The sequence below is a fragment of the Shewanella sp. SM68 genome, assembly GCF_025653925.1.
Lineage (GTDB): Bacteria > Pseudomonadota > Gammaproteobacteria > Enterobacterales > Shewanellaceae > Shewanella > Shewanella oncorhynchi.
This window is the reverse complement of the sequence record NZ_JAKKRU010000006.1, coordinates 169099-189449: the sequence shown is the minus strand read 5'-3', so window position 1 is coordinate 189449 and position 20351 is coordinate 169099. Positions and strand designations below refer to the sequence as shown.

General features: G+C 46.0%; 16 protein-coding genes. 12 read left to right on the top strand and 4 right to left on the bottom strand.

Translation table 11 applies throughout. From position 1 onward, the window contains the following. Positions 1-200: 200 nt before the first annotated feature. The 4 genes from L5M40_RS12085 (at position 201) to L5M40_RS12070 (ending at position 5256) form a co-directional block, all read left to right on the top strand. Complete coding sequence (locus tag L5M40_RS12085) at positions 201-1346, top strand: efflux RND transporter periplasmic adaptor subunit (RefSeq protein WP_105250703.1); 1146 nt, start codon at positions 201-203, stop codon at positions 1344-1346. Positions 1347-1355: 9 nt separating this feature from the next. Beyond that, positions 1356-4490 (top strand): efflux RND transporter permease subunit, encoded by a 3135-nt coding sequence (locus L5M40_RS12080; protein WP_113940203.1) that lies wholly within the window; start codon positions 1356-1358, stop codon positions 4488-4490. Between the two features lie 141 nt (positions 4491-4631). After that, entirely contained in the window at positions 4632-4895 is a 264-nt protein-coding gene (locus tag L5M40_RS12075; RefSeq protein WP_131524444.1) for a hypothetical protein, read from the top strand. Between the two features lie 37 nt (positions 4896-4932). Further along, complete coding sequence (locus L5M40_RS12070; protein WP_131524445.1) at positions 4933-5256, top strand: hypothetical protein; 324 nt, start codon at positions 4933-4935, stop codon at positions 5254-5256. A gap of 56 nt (positions 5257-5312) precedes the next feature. Here L5M40_RS12070 and L5M40_RS12065 read toward each other — a convergent pair whose 3' ends face one another. Beyond that, the gene (locus tag L5M40_RS12065; protein WP_131524446.1) at positions 5313-6935 is read right to left on the bottom strand and encodes an AbgT family transporter; all 1623 of its coding nucleotides are present in this window, start codon (positions 6933-6935) and stop codon (positions 5313-5315) included. A 559-nt stretch (positions 6936-7494) separates the two neighbouring features. Between L5M40_RS12065 and L5M40_RS12060 the strand changes: the two genes are divergently transcribed. From L5M40_RS12060 to L5M40_RS12050, 3 genes are read left to right on the top strand one after another with little or no spacing between them, the layout of a single operon-like run. Continuing rightward, positions 7495-8061, top strand: coding sequence for a LemA family protein (locus tag L5M40_RS12060; RefSeq protein ID WP_105250697.1), 567 nt, complete (start codon positions 7495-7497; stop codon positions 8059-8061). Positions 8062-8110: 49 nt separating this feature from the next. Next, on the top strand, positions 8111-9148 hold the full coding sequence (locus L5M40_RS12055) for a DUF3137 domain-containing protein (protein ID WP_263176912.1): 1038 nt from the start codon (positions 8111-8113) through the stop codon (positions 9146-9148). Then, the gene (locus tag L5M40_RS12050) at positions 9148-9903 is read left to right on the top strand and encodes a lytic transglycosylase domain-containing protein (protein ID WP_263176911.1); all 756 of its coding nucleotides are present in this window, start codon (positions 9148-9150) and stop codon (positions 9901-9903) included. Before L5M40_RS12055 ends, L5M40_RS12050 begins: the two co-directional genes overlap by 1 nt. Before the next feature lie 69 nt (positions 9904-9972). Here L5M40_RS12050 and L5M40_RS12045 read toward each other — a convergent pair whose 3' ends face one another. Next, on the bottom strand, positions 9973-10818 hold the full coding sequence (locus tag L5M40_RS12045; protein WP_263256699.1) for a 23S rRNA (adenine(2030)-N(6))-methyltransferase RlmJ: 846 nt from the start codon (positions 10816-10818) through the stop codon (positions 9973-9975). 93 nt (positions 10819-10911) lie between these two features. Beyond that, a complete protein-coding gene (locus tag L5M40_RS12040; RefSeq protein ID WP_263256697.1) occupies positions 10912-13176 on the bottom strand; it encodes a GGDEF domain-containing phosphodiesterase in 2265 nt (754 codons plus the stop codon). A 266-nt stretch (positions 13177-13442) separates the two neighbouring features. Here L5M40_RS12040 and L5M40_RS12035 point away from each other — a divergent pair, with 266 nt between their 5' ends. Together L5M40_RS12035 and L5M40_RS12030 are read left to right on the top strand one after the other, a co-directional pair. Then, positions 13443-14189: a class I SAM-dependent methyltransferase gene (locus L5M40_RS12035; RefSeq protein WP_263176907.1), complete on the top strand. Its 747-nt coding sequence runs from the start codon at positions 13443-13445 to the stop codon at positions 14187-14189. 227 nt (positions 14190-14416) lie between these two features. Beyond that, positions 14417-15064: a CatB-related O-acetyltransferase gene (locus L5M40_RS12030; protein ID WP_263176906.1), complete on the top strand. Its 648-nt coding sequence runs from the start codon at positions 14417-14419 to the stop codon at positions 15062-15064. A gap of 46 nt (positions 15065-15110) precedes the next feature. On the opposite strand, the gene L5M40_RS12025 is transcribed toward L5M40_RS12030, so the two are convergent. Beyond that, positions 15111-16031, bottom strand: a complete 921-nt coding sequence (locus L5M40_RS12025; RefSeq protein ID WP_263176905.1) for a LysR family transcriptional regulator — start codon at positions 16029-16031, stop codon at positions 15111-15113. 185 nt (positions 16032-16216) lie between these two features. On the opposite strand from L5M40_RS12025, the gene L5M40_RS12020 reads away from it, so the two are divergent. The 3 genes from L5M40_RS12020 (at position 16217) to L5M40_RS12010 (ending at position 20310) form a co-directional block, all read left to right on the top strand. Beyond that, positions 16217-16966, top strand: coding sequence for a 3-oxoacyl-ACP reductase family protein (locus L5M40_RS12020; protein ID WP_263176904.1), 750 nt, complete (start codon positions 16217-16219; stop codon positions 16964-16966). Positions 16967-17369: 403 nt separating this feature from the next. Next, on the top strand, positions 17370-17798 hold the full coding sequence (locus L5M40_RS12015; protein WP_173248345.1) for a hypothetical protein: 429 nt from the start codon (positions 17370-17372) through the stop codon (positions 17796-17798). 400 nt (positions 17799-18198) lie between these two features. Further along, complete coding sequence (locus L5M40_RS12010; protein WP_263176902.1) at positions 18199-20310, top strand: protein-disulfide reductase DsbD family protein; 2112 nt, start codon at positions 18199-18201, stop codon at positions 20308-20310. Positions 20311-20351 lie beyond the last annotated feature (41 nt).

Sequence of the window (20351 nt, the reverse complement as noted above, 5' to 3'; positions counted from 1 at the left end):
ATCGAATAACAATTCGATGAATATAGTAATGCTGAATGAGTGAAAATTTTCATTAGTTTACAATTTAGTTTCGTTATCTTCCTTGTTGATTCATATAGGCTATGAGATAAATAACGGATTTGATTTTAGTTACAATTACGGCTCGTGTCAGCGCAATAAGTGTACTGGTATGTGGGCAGTTAATATTTGAAGGAGTTCTCATGCGGCAGACAATTAAACTTGCCTCAGTTATAAGCGTGGCGTTATGGATGGCAGCTTGCAGCCCTCAAGAAGAGAGCGCTCAGGCGGGTGCTGGTCCACGTAGTATGGAAGTGGGAATCCTTAATGTTGTTGCCCAGCCACAAGTGATTCAGGTGGAATTACCAGGACGCAGTAAAGCTTTCCTCGAGGCTGAAGTTCGTCCACAGGTTAACGGTATTATCACTAAGCGTAGTTTTGTTGAAGGTGGCAATGTGAAACAGGGTGAATCTCTGTATCAGATTGACTCTTCTACTTATAAAGCTGCTTTAGTGAGTGCCAATGCTGATTTAGCCAGAGCGAATGCGGGCTTAGCCTCAGCAAAAGCTAAGGCGGCACGTTATCAGCAATTGGTAAAAACCAACGCCATCAGTAAGCAAGAGTTCGATGAAGCTGAAGCGGCATATAAAGAAGCATTGGCAAATGTAACCGTGGCTGAAGCTGCGATTAACACCGCTAAAATCAACCTGCAATATACTGAAGTATTAGCACCTATCTCTGGTCGTATCGGTAAATCGAGTGTGACTGCGGGTGCGTTAGTCACTGCCAACCAGAGCCAAACGCTGGCGACGATTCAACAACTTGATCCTATCAATGTGGATATCGCGCAATCGAGTGCTCAGTTGTTACGTCTTAAAGCTAAGTTGCAGCAAGGTAAACTACAAGCTTCAGAAAATGCAGACGTGAAATTATTGCTTGAAGATGGTACTCAATATAGTCATCCGGGTAAGTTGCAGTTCGCTGAAGTGAGCGTGGATCCAAACACTGGCTCAGTTATTCTGCGCGCAGAATTCCCTAACCCTGAAGGTATCTTGTTACCTGGCATGTATGTTCGCGCTATGTTAAATGCGGGCACTGATCCACAGGCTATCTTGGTTCCACAAAAAGCGATTACGCGTAACTCTAAGGGTGAAGCTGTGGCTATGGTGGTGAATGACCAAGGTTTAGTCGAAGCGAAAACAGTGACGACCGCAGAAGTGATTAACAACCAATGGCGAGTCACTTCTGGTTTAACTGTGGGCGACAAGTTGATTGTGGAAGGATTACAGAAAGTTCGTCCCGGCGCTCCAGTAACCACCAAAGTTATTTCTGAAACGCAAGCACAATAGGGCATAGCTATGGCACGTTTTTTTATTGATCGCCCCATCTTTGCGTGGGTGATCTCCTTGATTATTATGCTGGCGGGGATCCTCTCGATCCGCTCGCTGCCAGTGTCCCAATATCCTAACATTGCACCACCGACCGTGGTGATCAGTGCTAACTATCCTGGCGCTTCCGCTAAGATTGTTGAAGATTCTGTGACTCAGGTGATTGAGCAACGTATGACGGGTATCGATCACCTCCGTTATATCGCCTCAGCCAGTGACAGTTTTGGTAATGCTGAGATCACTTTAACCTTTAACGCTGAAGCCGATCCGGATATTGCACAGGTTCAAGTACAGAACAAGTTACAGGGCGCTATGACCCTGTTACCGCAAGAGGTGCAGGCACAAGGGGTTAACGTTAACAAGTCGAGTTCAGGCTTCTTAATGGTATTAGGCTTCGTATCGACCGATGGTTCGTTAGATAAAGGCGATATCGCCGACTATGTTGGTGCGAACATTCAAGATCCTATGAGTCGCGTACCTGGCGTAGGTGAAATTCAGTTGTTTGGTGCCCAATATGCGATGCGTATATGGCTAGATCCGTTGAAATTGACTCAATACAACTTGACCAGTTTAGACGTTATCGCAGCGATTCGTTCTCAAAACGCTCAAGTTTCAGCTGGACAGTTAGGTGGCGCGCCCTCTGTGGCAGGCCAAGAGTTGAACGCAACGGTATCGGCTCAAAGCCGCTTACAAACGGCAGAAGAGTTCCGTAAAATTATCCTTAAATCGGATATTTCAGGCGCAAACGTCTTCCTAAGCGATGTGGCACGGGTTGAATTAGGTTCTGAAAGTTATGCTGTGGTGTCACTGTATAACGGTCAACCTGCGACAGGGTTAGCGATTAAGCTGGCAACGGGTGCTAACGCGCTTGATACTGCTGAAGCTGTTCGTGAAAAAATTGCTGAGATGAAACCTTTCTTCCCGCAAGGGCTAGAAGTTGTTTATCCATACGATACAACGCCTTTCGTTGAAAAATCGATAGAAGGTGTAGTGCATACCCTGCTTGAAGCTATTGTACTAGTGTTCATCATCATGTACCTCTTCTTGCAAAATTTCCGTGCAACTTTGATCCCGACTATTGCGGTACCAGTGGTATTGCTGGGAACCTTTGCGATTCTGTCGTTAGCGGGTTTCTCGATTAACACTTTAACCATGTTTGCTATGGTGCTCGCCATTGGTTTGCTGGTGGACGATGCGATTGTGGTGGTGGAAAACGTCGAGCGGGTAATGGCCGAGGAGGGCTTAAGTCCACTGGAAGCGACGCGTAAGTCGATGGATCAAATTACCGGTGCTTTAGTCGGTATCGGTCTGACCCTCTCCGCAGTGTTTGTCCCTATGGCATTTATGTCAGGTTCAACTGGGGTTATTTATCGTCAATTCTCTATCACTATCGTATCTGCGATGGCGTTGTCTGTTCTAGTTGCTTTGATTTTAACTCCTGCACTTTGTGCGACTATGCTCAAACCGATTAAGAAGGGCCATGCTCATATCGAAACTGGCTTCTTTGGTTGGTTTAACCGTAGTTTCGATAAACTGACTAATCGTTATGAATCGAGCGTTGCTGGGATCATCAAGCGCGGCTTTAGAGTGATGGCGATTTACGTTGTGCTGGTTATTGCAGTCGGTTGGATCTTTATCCGTATGCCTACGGCGTTCTTACCAGATGAAGACCAAGGTATTTTGTTCACGCAAGCCATTTTGCCGACTAACTCAACTCAAGAAAGTACCTTAAAAGTATTGGAGAAAGTGTCTGATCACTTTATGGCTGAGGAGGGCGTGAGGTCGGTGTTTAGTGTGGCGGGCTTCAGTTTTGCGGGTCAAGGGCAAAACATGGGTATCGCCTTCGTTGGTTTGAAGGATTGGTCTGAGCGTGAAGCGCCTGGTATGGATGTGAAGTCTATTGCTGGTCGCGCTATGGGTGTGTTCGGTCAGATGAAAGATGCCTTAGTATTCGCCTTCGTACCGCCTGCGGTAATCGAGTTGGGGACGGCGAACGGTTTCGACATGTACCTGCAGGATAAGAACGGCCAAGGCCACGAGAAGTTAGTGGCGGCACGTAATCAACTGCTTGGTATGGCGGCACAGAATCCAAATCTGGTGGGTGTGCGTCCAAACGGTCAAGAAGATGCGCCAATTTATCAATTACATGTAGATCACGCTAAGTTGAGCGCGTTAGGCATTGAAATCACTAATGTGAACAATGTGCTTGCAACGGCTTGGGGTGGTTCTTATGTGAATGACTTTATTGACCGCGGCCGCGTGAAGAAAGTATATGTGCAAGGTGATGCCCAGTATCGTATGCAACCGGGAGATTTAGATTCTTGGTACGTGCGCAATAACAAGGGTGACATGGTGCCATTCTCTGCGTTTGCCACTGGTGCATGGGAATACGGTTCTCCACGTTTAGAACGCTTTAACGGCTTACCATCGATGAACATTCAGGGTGCCACAGCTCCTGGATTCAGTACCGGTGCAGCTATGACAATTATGGAAGACTTAGCCAAGCAGCTTCCTCCTGGTTTTGGTGTCGCGTGGAACGGTCTATCGTATGAAGAACGTCTATCGGGTAACCAAGCGCCAGCGCTGTATGCTCTGTCGATCTTAGTGGTCTTCTTAGTATTGGCAGCACTCTATGAAAGCTGGTCGGTACCCTTTGCAGTTGTGCTCGTGGTTCCGCTTGGGATCATCGGTGCCTTGATTGCAATGAATGGTCGCGGCTTGCCAAACGACGTGTTCTTCCAAGTGGGGCTGTTAACCACAGTAGGGTTAGCGACTAAGAACGCCATCTTGATTGTGGAATTCGCCAAAGAGTTCTATGAGAAAGGTTCAGGCTTAGTCGAGGCGACCTTGCATGCGGTGCGTGTGCGTCTTCGCCCCATCTTAATGACGTCTCTAGCCTTTGGTCTGGGTGTTGTGCCGTTAGCTATCAGTACCGGTGTCGGCTCTGGTAGTCAAAACGCCATTGGTACAGGTGTACTCGGCGGTATGATGAGCTCGACTTTCCTAGGGATCTTCTTCGTACCATTATTCTTCGTGATAGTGGAGCGTCTCTTCAGTAAGCGCGAGAAGAAAGCTAAAGAACAGAAGCCAAACTCAGCTGAATAAGCTCGATCGTTTCTAAACTTCTAAACTAAAGCCCTGCAATTGCAGGGCTTTTTGTTATTTTAATGCTGTTAGTTATAAAGATGGATAGGCACTGTGCGCGAGTTCTGGCATATTGCGCTGAGGCAGTTAAGAGGACGAAACATGGATGATGCTGCGTTGGAATTGCAAAAACTAGATGCACTCATTGCTAAGGGTAAGATGTACGTCATTTTGGCCTTTGGCGTATTTTTCTGGGGTATGCTGACGTCCCTCGTGGTCGCCTTAATACATTATTTTGTCTCGGGCGATCCATTCTGGGCGGAACTGCAAAGAGCGCTCTATATTTATCCCATTGGCGGTATTTTATTTGGTTGGTTTGTGTGGGTGCAGATTAATCGTAAGCGAGATAAACTGCGCGCCCAATAGTATCAATAGTTGTGGTTAAGCTGAGTGTAGGGGTGACATGGTGTTTTCGTGGGGTAATCTTGCCACTAAGCAACTTATCGTGGGAATGGTATGCCATGGCATAGCGCTGGCGTTTTTGGCCTATGGCGTTTATGCATTTTACTTGCAGGAGCTTGTACTGCCAGAGTTAACTCGCTGTGTCGGTGCTGCAGTGTTATTTGTGGGCATGGGGCTAGCCCCTCAATTATTTTTTATGTCAGTGAGCCAGATAGTATCGCAAGCTGAGGACTCGACATTAAAATCTACCCTACAGACCTATGTGTTTAATCTAGGTATTTTTTTGATGATCTGCAGTCTGTTAATGGAATGGCTATACGACTAAAGCTATCGAATAAAGAAAGGGCGTCGACTTCATCATCGACGCCTTTTTTATTGCGATTAAGGCGTGTAGTAAGTCGCGGCTCCTGGCCCAACGGGCAGACCAAAGCCAAATACCCACAGGAAGAAGAACGCTGTCCAACCCACGAAAAACACGAGCGAGTACGGCAGCATAGTGGCGATCAGCGTACCTATCCCTAGGTTTTTCTGGTAACGACAGGCAACCGCTAAGATCAAGCCAAAGTAACTCATCATAGGTGTGATTAAGTTAGTCACCGAATCCCCAATACGGTACGCCGCTTGAATCGTTTCGGGCGCATAACCAACCAGCATGAGCATAGGCACAAAAATAGGAGCGGTAATGGCCCACTGGGCCGAGGCACTGCCAAGCATCAAGTTGATAATGCCGCAGAGCATAATAAAGAACAAAAATACGATTGGGCCCGTCAAGCCTATGGATTGCAGTGCATCGGCACCTAACACCGCCAATACTGCGCCTAAATTACTCCAGTTGAAGAAGGCGACAAACTGCGCGGCGAAAAAGACGAGGACGATGTACATGCCCATAGTGCTCATGCTGTGGGACATGGCATTGATGACATCTTTATCATTTTTGATGCTGCCCACGACTTTGCCGTAAATAAAGCCCGGTATGGCAAAACAGATAAAGATAAAGGCGACTATGCCCTTGAGGAATGGCGAACCTGAGATGAGACCGGTTTCAGGATGGCGCAGCGGTGCGCCTTCTGGTACGACTGAAATCGCTAAAATAACCGCGAGCACTAACATAGATAACCCAGCCCATTTTAAGCCGCGTTTCTCAATAGCACTGATGCTCTCCATCGATTGCAGTACGGTTTCGTCTGCATCATCATCTTGGTATTGACCTAACTTAGGTTCGACGATTTTCTCTGTGACAAAGGCGCCAAGGAAAGTGATCACAAAGGTGGAGACAAACATGAAGTACCAGTTTACTTCTGGGCCGACGTTGTATTGAGGATCTATCATACGCGCCGCAGCTTCGGTAATGCCCGATAGCAAGGGATCGACAGTACCAAGCAATAAGTTAGCGCTATAACCTCCTGAAACTCCGGCAAAAGCGGCAGCTAAACCTGCAAGTGGATGGCGGCCAAGGGAGTGGAAAATCATCGCCGCCATAGGGATAAGTACCACATAGCCAAGCTCGGCAGCGGTGTTGGACATAATGCCGGCAAATACTATGGTCACAGTGACTAATCGTTTAGAGGCACCCATGACTAAGGCGCGCATAGCCGCAGATAATAAGCCTGAGCGTTCGGCAATCCCGACGCCGAGTAGCGCCACGAGTACAGTGCCGAGCGGTGTAAAGCCAGTAAAGTTGGTCACTAGATGCGAGACAATCATCCGCAAACCTTCGGCGTTCATCAGGCTCACCACATGGATTAAACCGTCGGCACTGCGGCCGTGTGAGCCAATAGGTCTAGGATCAACCACGGTTAACCCAAAGTAGCCCGCAATACCTGAAATAATGACCACTGCAACACAGAACAGTGCGAATAAGGTGATTGGATGGGGCAGCAGATTGCCTAAGCGTTCAACAATATTGAGAAAACGTACAAACCAACCACTAGAGCTGATATCGCCCTGTTGTGGATTGGGTTCAGAAGCTTTTTGTGGGGGAATATCGCCGGAATTAAAACTCATCGTCCTTCCTTTATGTCGACCTTTACGCAGCGCAATATTTTGACCCTATAACAGACTCGAGACATTGCCGACGGCCGATTGTGGATGACGTGGCTGAGGGGATAACTCTAGATGCAAGACTCGGAGTGAAAGCTAAGGTAAAAGTTAAAAAATTAGCGGCAAAGTATGATTGTTAAGTTTTAATTGAAACTTAAATGTTGCTATTGACTGTGTTGAAGTGAGGAGGGCGAAAATTAGGATAAAAAAATGGACTCTCGAGGAGTCCAGTATTCACGAGCAAAATTGGATGCTCTAATGTTGTGCCATATCACTATAGACGTTGTTTGCTGTATCGGAGCTGAATATTGATAAATTTATAGGTTAAATGCTGTTTTTTATGCAGATGATCACTTTTCATCGCTGAATATGGCCAGTTTCGTTGATGATTGCTCGTTAGATAACATCGCCAGCTCTGACCAGCGAGTAATTTCATTGTCTTAATCAGCCCGCAGGTGAAATTTTCACTCATTTATGGTTAGCTGTATCCTATTAACAAGAATAAGAAACCTAAGGATGGAAGATGGAAAAATTGTTATTGGGATTAACGCTGATTTTTATCGTGACCTATCTTTGGTACGTCAGCCTAGTCAAAAAGCGCAATACCGCGCTCGAAGCCTTGTCGGGTATCGATGTACAGCTGACCAAGCGTGCCGACCTTGTGCCTAATATTCTAAAAATTGCTAAACGATTTATGGAGCATGAAAAGTCACTGCTCACTGAAATCACCGAATTACGCACTCTGCTAAGCCATAATTACAACAAGGCCGACCCTAGCGCAGTTAAAGAACATTTAGTTCAGGCTGAGCGGTTGAACGACAAAATGAGTACCTTGATGGTGAATGTGGAGAACTATCCTGAGCTCAAGTCCGACAACACTATGTTGCAGGCGATGCAGACCTATAACGAGGTCGAAGCGCATATCTCAGCTGCGAGGCGTTTTTACAACTCGGCAGTTTCCGAGCTTAATACTGCGGTAGAAATCTTCCCCGGCTCGATTATTGCTTCTATGGCGAGTATTAAAGTGATGCCATTCTATGAGGTGAGCGAAGCGGCAAAAGCGCCCGTAGATGCGGCCGAATACTTGTAAGCTTAGCTGTGCAGGGTGAGTTATCACCCTGCAATACTATGACATCAATATGAATATCATCACTTTTATTTTAGGTAGCCCGATTCGGACTTATCGGGGGCCTGTTGGTTTGTCTGCGGATTTGGACGAACTACCTCAACTCGAAGCCTATTACGAAGAACATATCGCTCCAATCAGTCGCAAATATGAAACTAAGCGTGTGGCTTGCCTTAAGGCGGCGCGTAAACGTTTGTATTTGAGTTTGATGATAGTGCTTGGGCTGAGCTTGCTCACCGTTATTGGCTACTACAGCGGTGGCGCTTATTTCCCGCCTTTGCCATTGCTTGCCTTAGTTGGATTAAGCTGGTGGAGCTTTGCTCCGACTCGTGAGTTTAAGCATTTGGTTCAAAATGATATTTATCCGCTGATGTTTAAATATTTCGGCGATGATTTTATTTATAGCCGTGAAATGTGCCTCGACATGAATCGACTCGTTGCGGCTAAAGTATTACCGGGATACGACAAAGTCAGCTTCGGTGACTATATACAAGGCTGCTATAAGGGCGTTGAGTTGGCGGTCAATGAGCTTACCCTGACCAAGAATGTGCAAGTCGAAGAGCTGGATGTCAGTACCAGCAGGCGCAGAACTGTGACCCGCACGGAAACCCAGTTTCGTGGCTTAGTGGTTGAGCTGAGTAGCCATAAAGCGTTTATGGGTCATACTGTTGTGCTGAGGGATCGCGGTGGTTTAGCAAATTTCCTGTCCGACAGCCATGCGGGACTGGTACGAGTCAAACTTGAAGATCCGCAATTTGAAAAAGAGTTCGACGTGTTTTCAACGGATCAAATCGAGTCACGCTATTTGCTCAATACGGCATTTATGGAGCGCTTACAGGAGCTTGCAAAAAATTTCGATGGCAATATTCAATGTGCATTTTTCCGCAATAAACTAACTTTGTTCCTACCGAATCGCAGAACGCATTTTCAAATGCAGTCCATTTTTCATGGCGCAACCTTTTCAGTAGAATTTAGTCAGATAAACCGAGAAATGAAGCAACTCTTTGCTATTATTGAAGTACTTAAACTTAATCAGTACACGGGACTTTGATGTTGCTTACTCGCTCAGCGCTTGCTCGTACACTGACTTTTGCAGCCTTTTCATTGCCCTGCAGATTTGAGGCGCTAGGCCTGTGCTTATTATTGATATCGAGTTTGATGATAAATGCAAATGCTGAGGAGGCGCACGAAAAAGCTAAGCCGCGTATTGTGGCGCGGTACTCACAGAGCGGCATAGTGAGTAGTGAAGGTTTAGAAAAACTCAAAATTTATCAATACCAACAAGCTAATGGTGTCACCGTATTTACCGACAAAGCCCCCGCAAATAACCAGTATCAAATTTTGTTATATGACTGTTTTGCCTGTCGTCCCGATTCGACCATAGACTGGAATGGTATTCGGCTATTTACCGCTAATTATGATGCCTTGATCTCCCATGCAGCCCATAAGCATCAACTTGATCCCGCCTTAATCCGCGCTGTGATCCACGCGGAATCAGCCTTTAATGCGCGTGCACTTTCGCGAACTGGCGCCATGGGATTAATGCAATTGATGCCAGAAACAGCAAAAGAAATGGGTGTAGCAAATGCATTTTTACCCGAAGAGAATATCTTAGGTGGCAGTAAGTATTTGGCACAAATGCTAAAACAGTTCAATGGTGATATCGCATTGGCCTGCGCGGCTTACAATGCGGGGCCGACGACCGTGGTTCAGTACAATGGCATTCCGCCCTATCCTGAAACCCAAGCCTATGTTGAGCGTGTGAAAATTTTATTGAAGCGTTACCGCGAGCAGAAGGACGTTTAGTTGCCGTATTGATAAGCTAAAATGAAGTGGCGAAAATCCGGAGATCATCGCCGCCATTTGAATCGAAGGTTACTCGCCGACTTCCCATTTTACGGTGATGTCACCGTCCACTTGTCCAAGTGTTTTACCCAAGTAATCCATTAATTCAGTTGCGATTTCGTCTAACTGCCAAGGTGGATTGATGATCCATAATCCTGCCGCTGTCATGCCAAATTCATCTGAATCGGGCTTAATGGCTTGTTCAATTCTCAACTGACGTTTAATGCCACTGCTGGCGAGGCGCGATAACATACCTTCGGTCTGAGTGCGATTTACGACTGGATACCACAGGATAAACACACCCGTAGCAAAACGCTTGTGCGCTTTTATCAGGGTTTCGGCCACATCTTGGTAGTCGGTTTTCATCTCGTAGCTAGGATCGACTAGCACCAGAGCACGACGCTCTAATGGTGGTACTGCGGCGATAAGGCCTTTTAAGCCATCACCTTTGATCACTTTAACTTGTCTGTCTTCGCAGAAATAATCATCCAATAACACATAATCAGTGCTGTGCAGCTCGTGCAAGACCATGCGATCTTTAGGCCCTAGCTCCATGTCGATAATGGCGGGTGAACCTGGGTAGAAGTTGAGTTCTTCTGGATTTTCTTCATTAAAATGGCGCACGGCGGCGACATAGTCCTGCAGCGATTGTGGTAGGTCAGTTTTATCCCAAAGCTTAGCTACACCTTCGAGGTATTCACCTGTTTTCTGTGCAAATTCATCGCTTAAAGCATAACCACCCGCACCTGCGTGGGTATCGATATACACGAGTGGTTTGTCTTTTTTGTGCATCAGCTGCAAGGTTTGTAGCAAGATGGCGTGTTTCAACACATCGGCATAATTGCCAGCGTGATAACCATGACGGTAACTTAACATGGGGTAATCCTAGTAATTTGCAAACATAGCAAAGAGAGGCAAATGCCAGTCGGCAATTATACCTGCGATGGTTCTAGGCGTAAATTTAATGCCTCAGTTGGCGCTCTTTTTATTGGCAAACCAATGTGTGGGGGTTTGCATTTGAAAGGTTTTCAGCCAGAGATTCGCTGGTGCGGGTTTACCGAATAAATAACCTTGAAATTGTTCGCATCCTAGCGCAGTGAGTTGCAATAATTGGGCTTCGGTTTCGATACCTTCGGCAATGACGTTGAGTTTTAAGCTCTTGGCTAACAGGATGGCGGCGTTAACAATTTGGGTATGGCGTTCACTAATGCCCATTTGACTGACAAAGTAACGGTCGATTTTAATTGTGTCGGCACTGATATCAATGAGCTGGCTTAATGACGCATGGCCAGTGCCAAAATCGTCAATGGCGATAGAAACCCCCATGCGAGCTAAGGTGTTTAGGCGTCGGCCTGTTTCTTTATGGGTTGAAAATACAGAGGTTTCAGTAATTTCAATTTCCAACAATGGGATGAGTTCAGGATGATTCATATAGGTTTGGATCAACACTTTAAAGAAGCGATCCGACAGAATATCTTGCCCTGATAAATTAAAGGCTATCCTAACCAGAGGCACATTCTTAGGCCAAGAACGGATCAGTTGTAGTAATTGCCTGAAGACTTTTATCGCAAAAATCGCCTGCAATTGAGATGACTCTATGATGGGGATAAAAGTGTTCGGCATGATCATAGTGCCGTCTTCGTCAAACATTCTTGCTAGCGCTTCAAAGCTAGTAATGTGGCCATTGGCCATCACTTTAGGTTGCAGCCACATTTCAAGGCGGTTGTGTTTCAGCGCGTCACGGATTCTGGCTTTTTGCGATGAAGCTTCGAGAAGATTGTTAATCAAACCAATGTAATACACCATCACTGGGCTAGCTTGGGTGGTTTGTTTTATGGCAATTAAACATTGCTCCGCGGCTTGCTGCGGTGAGGCTTTATTACCTGAGCTGCAACCGACTCTGCACTCGAGATGATATTCATTCTGTTGTTCTTGCTTAAGTTGTAGGTTTGTTGGAATACGCTCGCGTAATTGTAGCGCTAGGTTTTCAGGGGAGATAAGCGGCAGGCTAGTATACTCGAGTGCAAACGATGCTCCTCTAAATCGGTATATTTTTGCGATATGACCAAAGCGATTTTTGAGTTCAATAGCAAAGGCTTTTAGGATGGCATCTCCGACGCTGATACCGAAAGCAGCATTAATTTGGCTAAGATTATCAATTTTTATTAAGGCTACGGTCATTTCCTGATGGATCAAGCTTGGCGCTGGGTTATACCAGTGATTTTCGTTGGGTAATCCTGTCACTAAATCATAGAAATGTGTGCTGATGTGGTGTTTTTTAAGGCGACTCAGCTCAATCGCATGGTTTGCCTGTTCTGTGACATCGTGGCAGTGAAATAACAAAGTATCATGGTGCTGTAATGAGGCTTTTTGCAGCAGATATTTAGTGCTGTTATTGTTTTTTAAATGGGTTGGAAACGAGGCCGCCAGTAAATTTGTGCTGGTATCTTCGGTAAGTTCAAAAATGCCACATAGGCGAGTGCTGTTTAGTGTGACTTTTCCAGCGATTTCCCTCGCGGCATTATTCAGGTTGAGAATGACTCCATCCTCATTGCAGAAGAAAGAGGCTGTACCATTATTTTCAAAGATTTCAGCATATTGATCTAATGTATGTTGCAGTGCATTTTGATGCTGGATCATTTGCTGCGCATGGATTTTCTGGGTTTTTAGCAGGCGCATTGCCGACAACGGGATACAGATATTAAAAAACATAAACAGCAAACCGTTTAGATAAGCGTGGGTCGCAGGTAGGCTGATATCAATATCGATAATGGGTGGCAGGTTTTGGTTACGCAGTAGCAGTAAAAAAGGCAATACGTTGAAACACATCATAATAAAAGCGACTTTTCTGCCAAACAGGAAAAGCGCCATCAAGGGCAAGGTATATAAGAAAGTAATACCTACCTGCGATAAGTTAAAGTCAGGGATAAACAACAGCATAGATAAACAGGCTGCAATAACCATAGCCAGCAGGCTGATAGAGCTGACGAGTAAATATTTGCGCGTAAACCATAAAGATAGGAATAGTACGGTTAAAAAACTGACCGTAATGCTGATAATGAAAGTGAGGTTTAACTCATACGCAATTAAAGAGCTATGCAGCACTATGCTAGTGGTCAAGATGGCGCCACTAAGCAGAATAATCCGCAATAAGCTGGTTTTTAATATCGTTTTGTCAGGATTTAAAAAATCTTGCTCCCTGATAAACAAAAAACCTTTTAGCCATTGAAGCAAAAAAAGTCCTTATCCCGTACGGAAGTCACGCAGGTTGGCTGGGGACGTAACATATAACATAAATCACTAAACTGTTATACAAATAGATTGCTGCCTTTATAAATCAGTACATTACAGTGTGATGCTTGTTTGAATTATTAAGGGCGTACTGAGACAAATTGGCTAAGACAGTGATGAGCTTAGCGATGTGTTTTGCTTACTAGCATATTCATAAACGAGATTTTTAGGCATAATGGCCATCATTTTCGTTGGTTAGAAGACAGCCTGTGACCCCGATTTTTTTCAATCAGCAATACCCAACACTTGTGGATATTTGTGCACGTTGGCAACTCGTCTACGATGCGAATGCGACCTTCGAATTGCGTTTTGAATCAGATACTTTATCACTGCATAAACGCGATGAGCCTAAGCTCGATGGCATAGTGGTGGATTTTGTGACTGGCGCCGTCGCCCATAGACGTAAGTTTGGTGGTGGTCGCGGCCAATCTATCGCTAAAGCGGTGGGATTGAAACAAGGGGTAACACCGAGTGTGGTCGATGGCACTGCGGGTTTAGGGCGCGATGCATTTGTGCTCGCAAGCCTTGGTTGCACTGTAACTATGGTTGAACGTCATCCTGTGGTTGCGGCATTGCTTGAAGACGGCCTGCGCCGCGCCTATCAAGATGTTGAAATCGGCGATTGGATGCGTGAGCGGATGCGCCTGTTTCATGGTTCTAGCCTAGAAGCACTATCGAAATTGGCACAAGAGGTGGATGTGGTTTACCTCGATCCTATGTACCCCCACCGTGATAAATCGGCCCTTGTTAAAAAAGAAATGCGTATATTCCAATCCTTAGTCGGTGCCGATTTAGATGCCGATGGCTTACTCGCCCCCGCTTTAGCCTTAGCAACTAAACGTGTCGTCGTTAAGCGCCCAGACTATGCCGAAGATTTGGACGGGGTTAAGCCTAATACGGTTATTGAAACCAAGAAAAACCGTTTCGATGTCTATGTAAAAGCCGCGATGAAATAGCGAAGATTTTTCTCATCGCGAACATTGTATGCTTTCAGTGACAACGGCTAGCCCATGCCGATATTTCAGTTTTATGGGCTATTTTCTTTTTGATATTCACTTGTGATTTTTTATATGAAACTCATTCCTCTGCTAAAACAACCGCGTATTCACTGACTATTCTAATGTAAAACTTCTCATAACATTATGTTTCGTATTAACTATTTTGTTTATAAAGGGGATTTACAATGCAGAACAAGCATTGGTCAAAAGTTCAGTTATTGCATGAGGTGGTCACCAATCCCAATATCATAGTCAAAGGTCAGCATAGCTATTACAGTGATTGCTGGGATGCTGGCTTTGAGGGAGCAGCGGTGAGATATCTTCATGGCGATGAAGTGAGCCGTGAGTGGGAACCTAAGTGGTCTATCGATAAACTTTATATCGGTAATTATGTGTGTATCGCTGCCGAAGTTGTGATCTTAATGGGCGGAAATCATACGCATAGAGCAGATTGGTTTTGTTTATACCCCTTTATGGATTTCATCGAGGATGCCTACGTAGGCAAAGGTGATACTCATATTGATGATGGGGCTTGGTTAGGCATGAGATGTATGTTGATGCCAGGGGTGACGATAGGTGAAGGTGCGGTTGTTGCCGCAAATAGTGTTGTCACCCAAAATATCGAACCCTACAGTATTGTGGCGGGATCACCCGCGAAATTAATCAAGTATCGGTTTGATAAAGACGTCATTACTGAGTTACTGGCGTTAAAAATCTACGATTGGCCTGCCGAAAAGTTTGAAAGCTTAAAGCGGTATTTGTGTTCGGCGGATTTTGACGCGCTCAGCAAAGCGATCACTCTCTATGACCAATCTGTACATCAAAATAAATAGCCGTTAGTCCCAAAGTGAAAGGTCGCGCTCAGTCGAGGCCTTTCACTTATCCTGCCTTAAATCTGCTTTTGGGCGCTTTCGCTAAGTCGACCAGTTCTTCGATGATCACCCGTAGCTTGGGTTGGAGGTAAGGAGTTTTAAGCCAAATTAAGTGGATGGGTGTGTCGTCACTGGCGAGTTCGTCTAGTACTGAGATAAGTTCACCAGTTTTAAGATAGTCCTCAACTAACCATATCGGCACTTGCGCTAAACCCACTCCCGCCAGTGTGGCCGCTAAAATGGCTTCGCAATCAGCTATTTCGTGGCGTACTGGAATGTCATAGGCCTCAGTGACCCCATCCTCATTTTTAAGTAACCAGCGATGTTGCTGCCCAAGCGGCCAGCCGACAATGCATTGGTGCTGGCTGAGATCTTCTTTGCCTTGTGGCGTGCCAAGTCGAGCGAAATAGGCGGGAGATGCGCAGATCACTCGGCGTTGTTCTCCTAATCTACGGGCGACTAAATCCACAGTGTCGCCGAGTTGTCCGACACGCACCGCCAAATCAATGCCGTCACTGAACAAGTCAGTCGCTCTATCGTTGAAGGTAATAGATAACTCGAGCTTGGGATATTTTTGCGATAGTGATAATAGGGTTGGCAGTATATATCGCCGCCCAAATGTCACGGGTAAATCCACTCGCACTCGACCAGAGGGAATTTGCTGTTCGCTGCCGAGTCGGCTCTGTGCATTGTCTAGGATTGCCATGGCATTTTGGCAATCTGTGAGGTATGAATCGCCATCATTGGTTAAGCTCACACGCCGTGTGGTGCGGTGCAGCAGCTTAGTGCCTAAGCGGGTTTCTAATCGCACTATGCTTTTACTGAGCGCCGAACCAGTCATGCCTAACGCCTGCGCCGCTAAGGTAAAACTGCCTAGCTGGGCAACTGTGACGAAATGGCGTATCTCAACAAATTGATTATTTATCACGGCAATTAATTCCTTATAGGACTTAGTGAGGGTCATTTTAGTGACTTAATCATGGTAAGTGAATCGCGTAAGCTACTACCACAGTATGAAAATGAGCGTTAACGTACAAGCGAACGTCATTTTGTAATTGATTAAAAAGGTTTTTCTATACAATCAACCTTAACCTCCTATTGAGTGAGCAAACTATGAAATCGTCGAATAATTTGCAAGGTAAAGTGGCTTTTGTACAAGGTGGTAGTCGTGGTATCGGTGCCGCCATTGTTAAAAGATTGGCGAGTGACGGCGCCGCAGTTGCCTTTACCTATGTTTCATCTGAGGCGCAGTCGCAATTGCTGGTGGACGAAGTTATCACTCATGGCGGTCAAGCCATTGCCATTAAGGCCGACAGTACAGAGCCTGAGGCGATCCGTCGTGCCATCCGCGAGACCAAAGCGCATTTCGGTGGCTTAGATATAGTGGTTAATAATGCGGGTACGCTGATTTGGGATAGCATTGAAAATCTGACGCTAGAAGACTGGGAGCGAACTGTTAATACTAATGTGCGCAGTGTGTTTGTGGCCAGTCAAGAAGCCGCGCTGCATATGAATGACGGCGGCCGCATCATCAATATCGGTAGCACAAACGCTGAGCGTATTCCGTTTGTAGGTGGTGCGATTTACGGCATGAGTAAATCGGCCTTAGTCGGTTTGGCTAAAGGACTCGCGCGGGATTTAGGCCCACGAGCTATTACGGTGAATAATATTCAGCCTGGACCTGTGGATACCGATATGAACCCTGATAATGGTGATTCATCCGAGCCCGTTAAGGCGATGGGCGCCCTAGGGCGTTATGGTAAAGCCGAAGAGATCGCCAGCTTTGTCGCCTTTATTGCGGGCCCAGAAGCGGGCTATATCACAGGGGCGAGTTTGATGATTGATGGTGGGTTTTCTGCATAAGTTTTGCCTGTATTTATCTTTTAGGCAAAAAGTTTGATTCCAATCATTAATAAGCCTGCACAAGAGTCACTCTGGCGGGCTTTGCTTAAGTTGTGGCTAGTTATGTAGAATCAATATGTTAGAGCATAAAAACTTGTTGAGTATGATGGTAATAACTTAGGTCGTTGTTACTCAAATTATCCGTCAGCAAAGCGCGGTTTTATTGAAATGGTGGACTATGGCTTGACTCAGGCAAGGCAAAATAATTTGCTTGTTGATGAACTATTGTTACAATCCGCCGGTCTTATCTTCAGCTATCTGTTGAAAGACACTCATTTTTTATCTTTATTATCAAAGAATAAGACGAAGGGAAATCCAAATTTCTAAGTTATCGACTAAGCAAACAGGCAACCTATGGGGCGTGATGGTGTTTACCATTCTGACCTTGTTCTGTTTGACTCAAAATAGTGGAATACTTAACTTGTTGCTCAAGGAGTCGAGCGCGCAAGCGATGTCGGCTACGTCTTTTTCTGGTGCTGGTTTTAGCGCCAACTCAGCTTTAAACTCAAGTTCTGCTTTAAACAGCAGTTCAGCTTCAAACAATATGGCTAGCCATGCCGATGCTCAAGCGGCGGGTACTGAGCTGGTCAAAAGTGAACCTAAAAAATGTGAATTGTCTGAGAAATCGATCCGAACCTGTATCGACACTCCGAGTACCATCCCATTTCTTATCCTGCTGTTCCTACTGCCGTTACTTCCCCGCGCCTCCCGCGTGATAACACTGTTACCCATACAAGGTTATCAAGCTAAACCTAGGCGAATACATCTCACACATTGTCGCTTTCAAGAATAAAAACTTATTTATCAATTTGATAGGTGGGTTTGTTTAGGCATGCTTTCTCTCAGTTAATATTTGACTTTTCTCGCCAGTTTGCCGGTAGAAAAGAAAGTTAAGCGGCTGCAGAACATCCAATTTTACACATCACACCTCCCTATCTGACTGCTTGAACTTAAGCCTTCTATCACGCTGATGTTTCTTAAGCCATAACGATATTGGTAACCAGAACATAGCGTTAGCCAATATTTATATGGCCTAGAAGCAAGGTAAGCATGCACGCAGCATCACAGAGTCTTGTTTAACTTAGCTTGGTCTAACAGCGCTTAAGTATTGCAATGGCAAATGCTGACGATATATCGAAGAGATTAATATGCAATTTAATAACAAACAGTTAGTGCATATTGGGGGGGACAAAATGAGTACATTAAAATCCATGTTAACCAGATTCTGGATACTCGCCTTGATAGTGACGAGTCCGTCGCTAATGGCCGCATCGACGGGGTGGTTGGTTAATGATAATCACCCTCCAGCCAAAGTACGTTTTATGCTAACGGGGGAGGTTGATCCTGCAACGAATACTTTGCCCGCTGTGCTTGAAGTACAACTTGAGGGCGATTGGAAAACCTATTGGCGTAGTCCTGGGGAAGGCGGTATCGCGCCGACGATAAAATGGGATGGCTCACACAATCTACAGCAAGTGGATTGGAGATGGCCAGCGCCAGAGGAATTCTCATTATTGGGGTTACAAACCTTTGGGTACAAAGGTAATACTACCTTCCCATTAACCCTAAAAGTCGATGATATCGCTGCTCCAACTCAGCTGCGCGGCAAAGTGACCTTGTCGACCTGTACCACCATCTGTGTACTGACGGATTATCAGATTAGTCTCGACTTCACGCCTAATGCGCTGCAAGCGGATACCGATGCTATGTTGGCTTACAACAAGGCCGTGTCGCTTGTGCCACAAAAAGTGTTGACCCAAGAGGGCCAAAATCCTGCCATGACAATGGGTTGGGATGCCGCCAAAGGTCAACTTGAAGTCAGACTCAATGATGCCAATTGGCAGCAACCCACAGTGATTATCGATGGCGAGCCAGATACCACATTTAAGCTAGTGAGCTTAAAACCGAGTGAAAGCGATGTTAACGGCAAGCAATTGGTCGGTATTTTTAGCGGTAAAAGTTGGCTGGGTGAGCCCGAAGTCTTAGGTAAATCGCTGAACATGACTGTCGCCGATAGCGAGCGGGCGTTGGAATACAGCGCCGAGGTTAAGCCTGTGGTAATTACCCAAGAAAGCACCTCGATATTTGGCATGATTTTGTTAGCGCTTATCGGTGGTTTGATCTTAAACGTCATGCCCTGCGTGTTACCAGTGCTTGGCATGAAGCTCAGTTCAGTGGTGGCCGCGCCAGATCTTAAGCGCAATCAAATCCGCCAACAGTTCATCGCATCAGCGCTGGGGATATTGGCCTCATTCTGGTTACTCGCTGGCTTTATCTTAATGCTTAAGCTTACAGGGCAGGCGATTGGTTGGGGCGTGCAGTTCCAAAACCCTTGGTTTATCGGCTTTATGGCGCTGGTGACCACAGTTTTTGCATTCAATATGTTAGGTGTATTTGAGATTAACTTACCCTCTAACGTGCAAACCAAGTTAGCGACGACGGGCGGCAATAATAACAGCGGGCACTTTTTACAGGGCATGTTTGCGACGCTACTGGCGACACCGTGCAGTGCACCATTTTTGGGTACTGCGGTCGCCTTCGCCTTGGGCGCCGATGTACTGAGCTTGTTTGCCATCTTCACTGCGTTGGCCGTGGGTATGGCGTTCCCTTGGTTGATTGTGGCGGCATTTCCGCAAGTGGCGGGTTATTTCCCTAAACCCGGTCGCTGGATGAACACAGTCAAAGTGTTTTTCTCCGGCATGTTGCTCCTCACCAGTTTGTGGCTGATTAGCCTGTTGGCTAGCTTTATTGATGTGCTCTACCTCTGGCCCTTATCGGGTGTCATTGCACTGATATTTATGGTGTTTATGGCTAAAAAATATGGCGCGATTGCCATCGTGAGCTGCTTAGGTATCGGCATTTTACTGTCGGCGGTTATTGCATTTATGACGGTGAACCAGTGGGCTAAACCTTTACCTGCGGATCTTGCTTGGACGCCATTGGATCAAGCATTGATTAATCAGCAGGTCGCCCAGGGCAAGACAGTATTTGTCGATGTCACTGCCGATTGGTGCATTACCTGTAAGGCCAATAAAGTTGGCGTGATCCTGCAAGACCCTGTTTATAGCCTGTTGCAACAGCCGCATATTTTGCCGATGAAGGGCGATTGGACTACGCCTTCTGAGCCCATTACTCACTACCTGCAAAGCCATCATCGTTTTGGGGTGCCATTCAACGTGGTTTACGGCCCGGGTGCACCGCAGGGGATTGAGCTGCCGGAAATTCTATCGACTGACCTTGTGCTCGCTGCGATTGAGCAGGCCTCAGCGTCCCTTGAAAAGTCATCAGTAGCGGCAGAGAAATAACGCTAACGAACAGCCATTCACTCGGACATGTCATTCGGCAA

Excerpts from the sequence above, each read along its gene's own strand:
- L5M40_RS12085 (WP_105250703.1), top strand. The coding sequence starts at position 201 with ATGCGGCAGACAATTAAACTTGCCTCAGTTATAAGCGTGGCGTTATGG.
- L5M40_RS12080 (WP_113940203.1), top strand. The coding sequence starts at position 1,356 with ATGGCACGTTTTTTTATTGATCGCCCCATCTTTGCGTGGGTGATCTCC.
- L5M40_RS12075 (WP_131524444.1), top strand. The coding sequence starts at position 4,632 with ATGGATGATGCTGCGTTGGAATTGCAAAAACTAGATGCACTCATTGCT.
- L5M40_RS12070 (WP_131524445.1), top strand. The coding sequence starts at position 4,933 with ATGGTGTTTTCGTGGGGTAATCTTGCCACTAAGCAACTTATCGTGGGA.
- L5M40_RS12065 (WP_131524446.1), bottom strand. The coding sequence starts at position 6,935 with ATGAGTTTTAATTCCGGCGATATTCCCCCACAAAAAGCTTCTGAACCC.
- L5M40_RS12060 (WP_105250697.1), top strand. The coding sequence starts at position 7,495 with ATGGAAAAATTGTTATTGGGATTAACGCTGATTTTTATCGTGACCTAT.
- L5M40_RS12055 (WP_263176912.1), top strand. The coding sequence starts at position 8,111 with ATGAATATCATCACTTTTATTTTAGGTAGCCCGATTCGGACTTATCGG.
- L5M40_RS12050 (WP_263176911.1), top strand. The coding sequence starts at position 9,148 with ATGTTGCTTACTCGCTCAGCGCTTGCTCGTACACTGACTTTTGCAGCC.
- L5M40_RS12045 (WP_263256699.1), bottom strand. The coding sequence starts at position 10,818 with ATGTTAAGTTACCGTCATGGTTATCACGCTGGCAATTATGCCGATGTG.
- L5M40_RS12030 (WP_263176906.1), top strand. The coding sequence starts at position 14,417 with ATGCAGAACAAGCATTGGTCAAAAGTTCAGTTATTGCATGAGGTGGTC.
- L5M40_RS12020 (WP_263176904.1), top strand. The coding sequence starts at position 16,217 with ATGAAATCGTCGAATAATTTGCAAGGTAAAGTGGCTTTTGTACAAGGT.
- L5M40_RS12015 (WP_173248345.1), top strand. The coding sequence starts at position 17,370 with ATGGTGTTTACCATTCTGACCTTGTTCTGTTTGACTCAAAATAGTGGA.
- L5M40_RS12010 (WP_263176902.1), top strand. The coding sequence starts at position 18,199 with ATGAGTACATTAAAATCCATGTTAACCAGATTCTGGATACTCGCCTTG.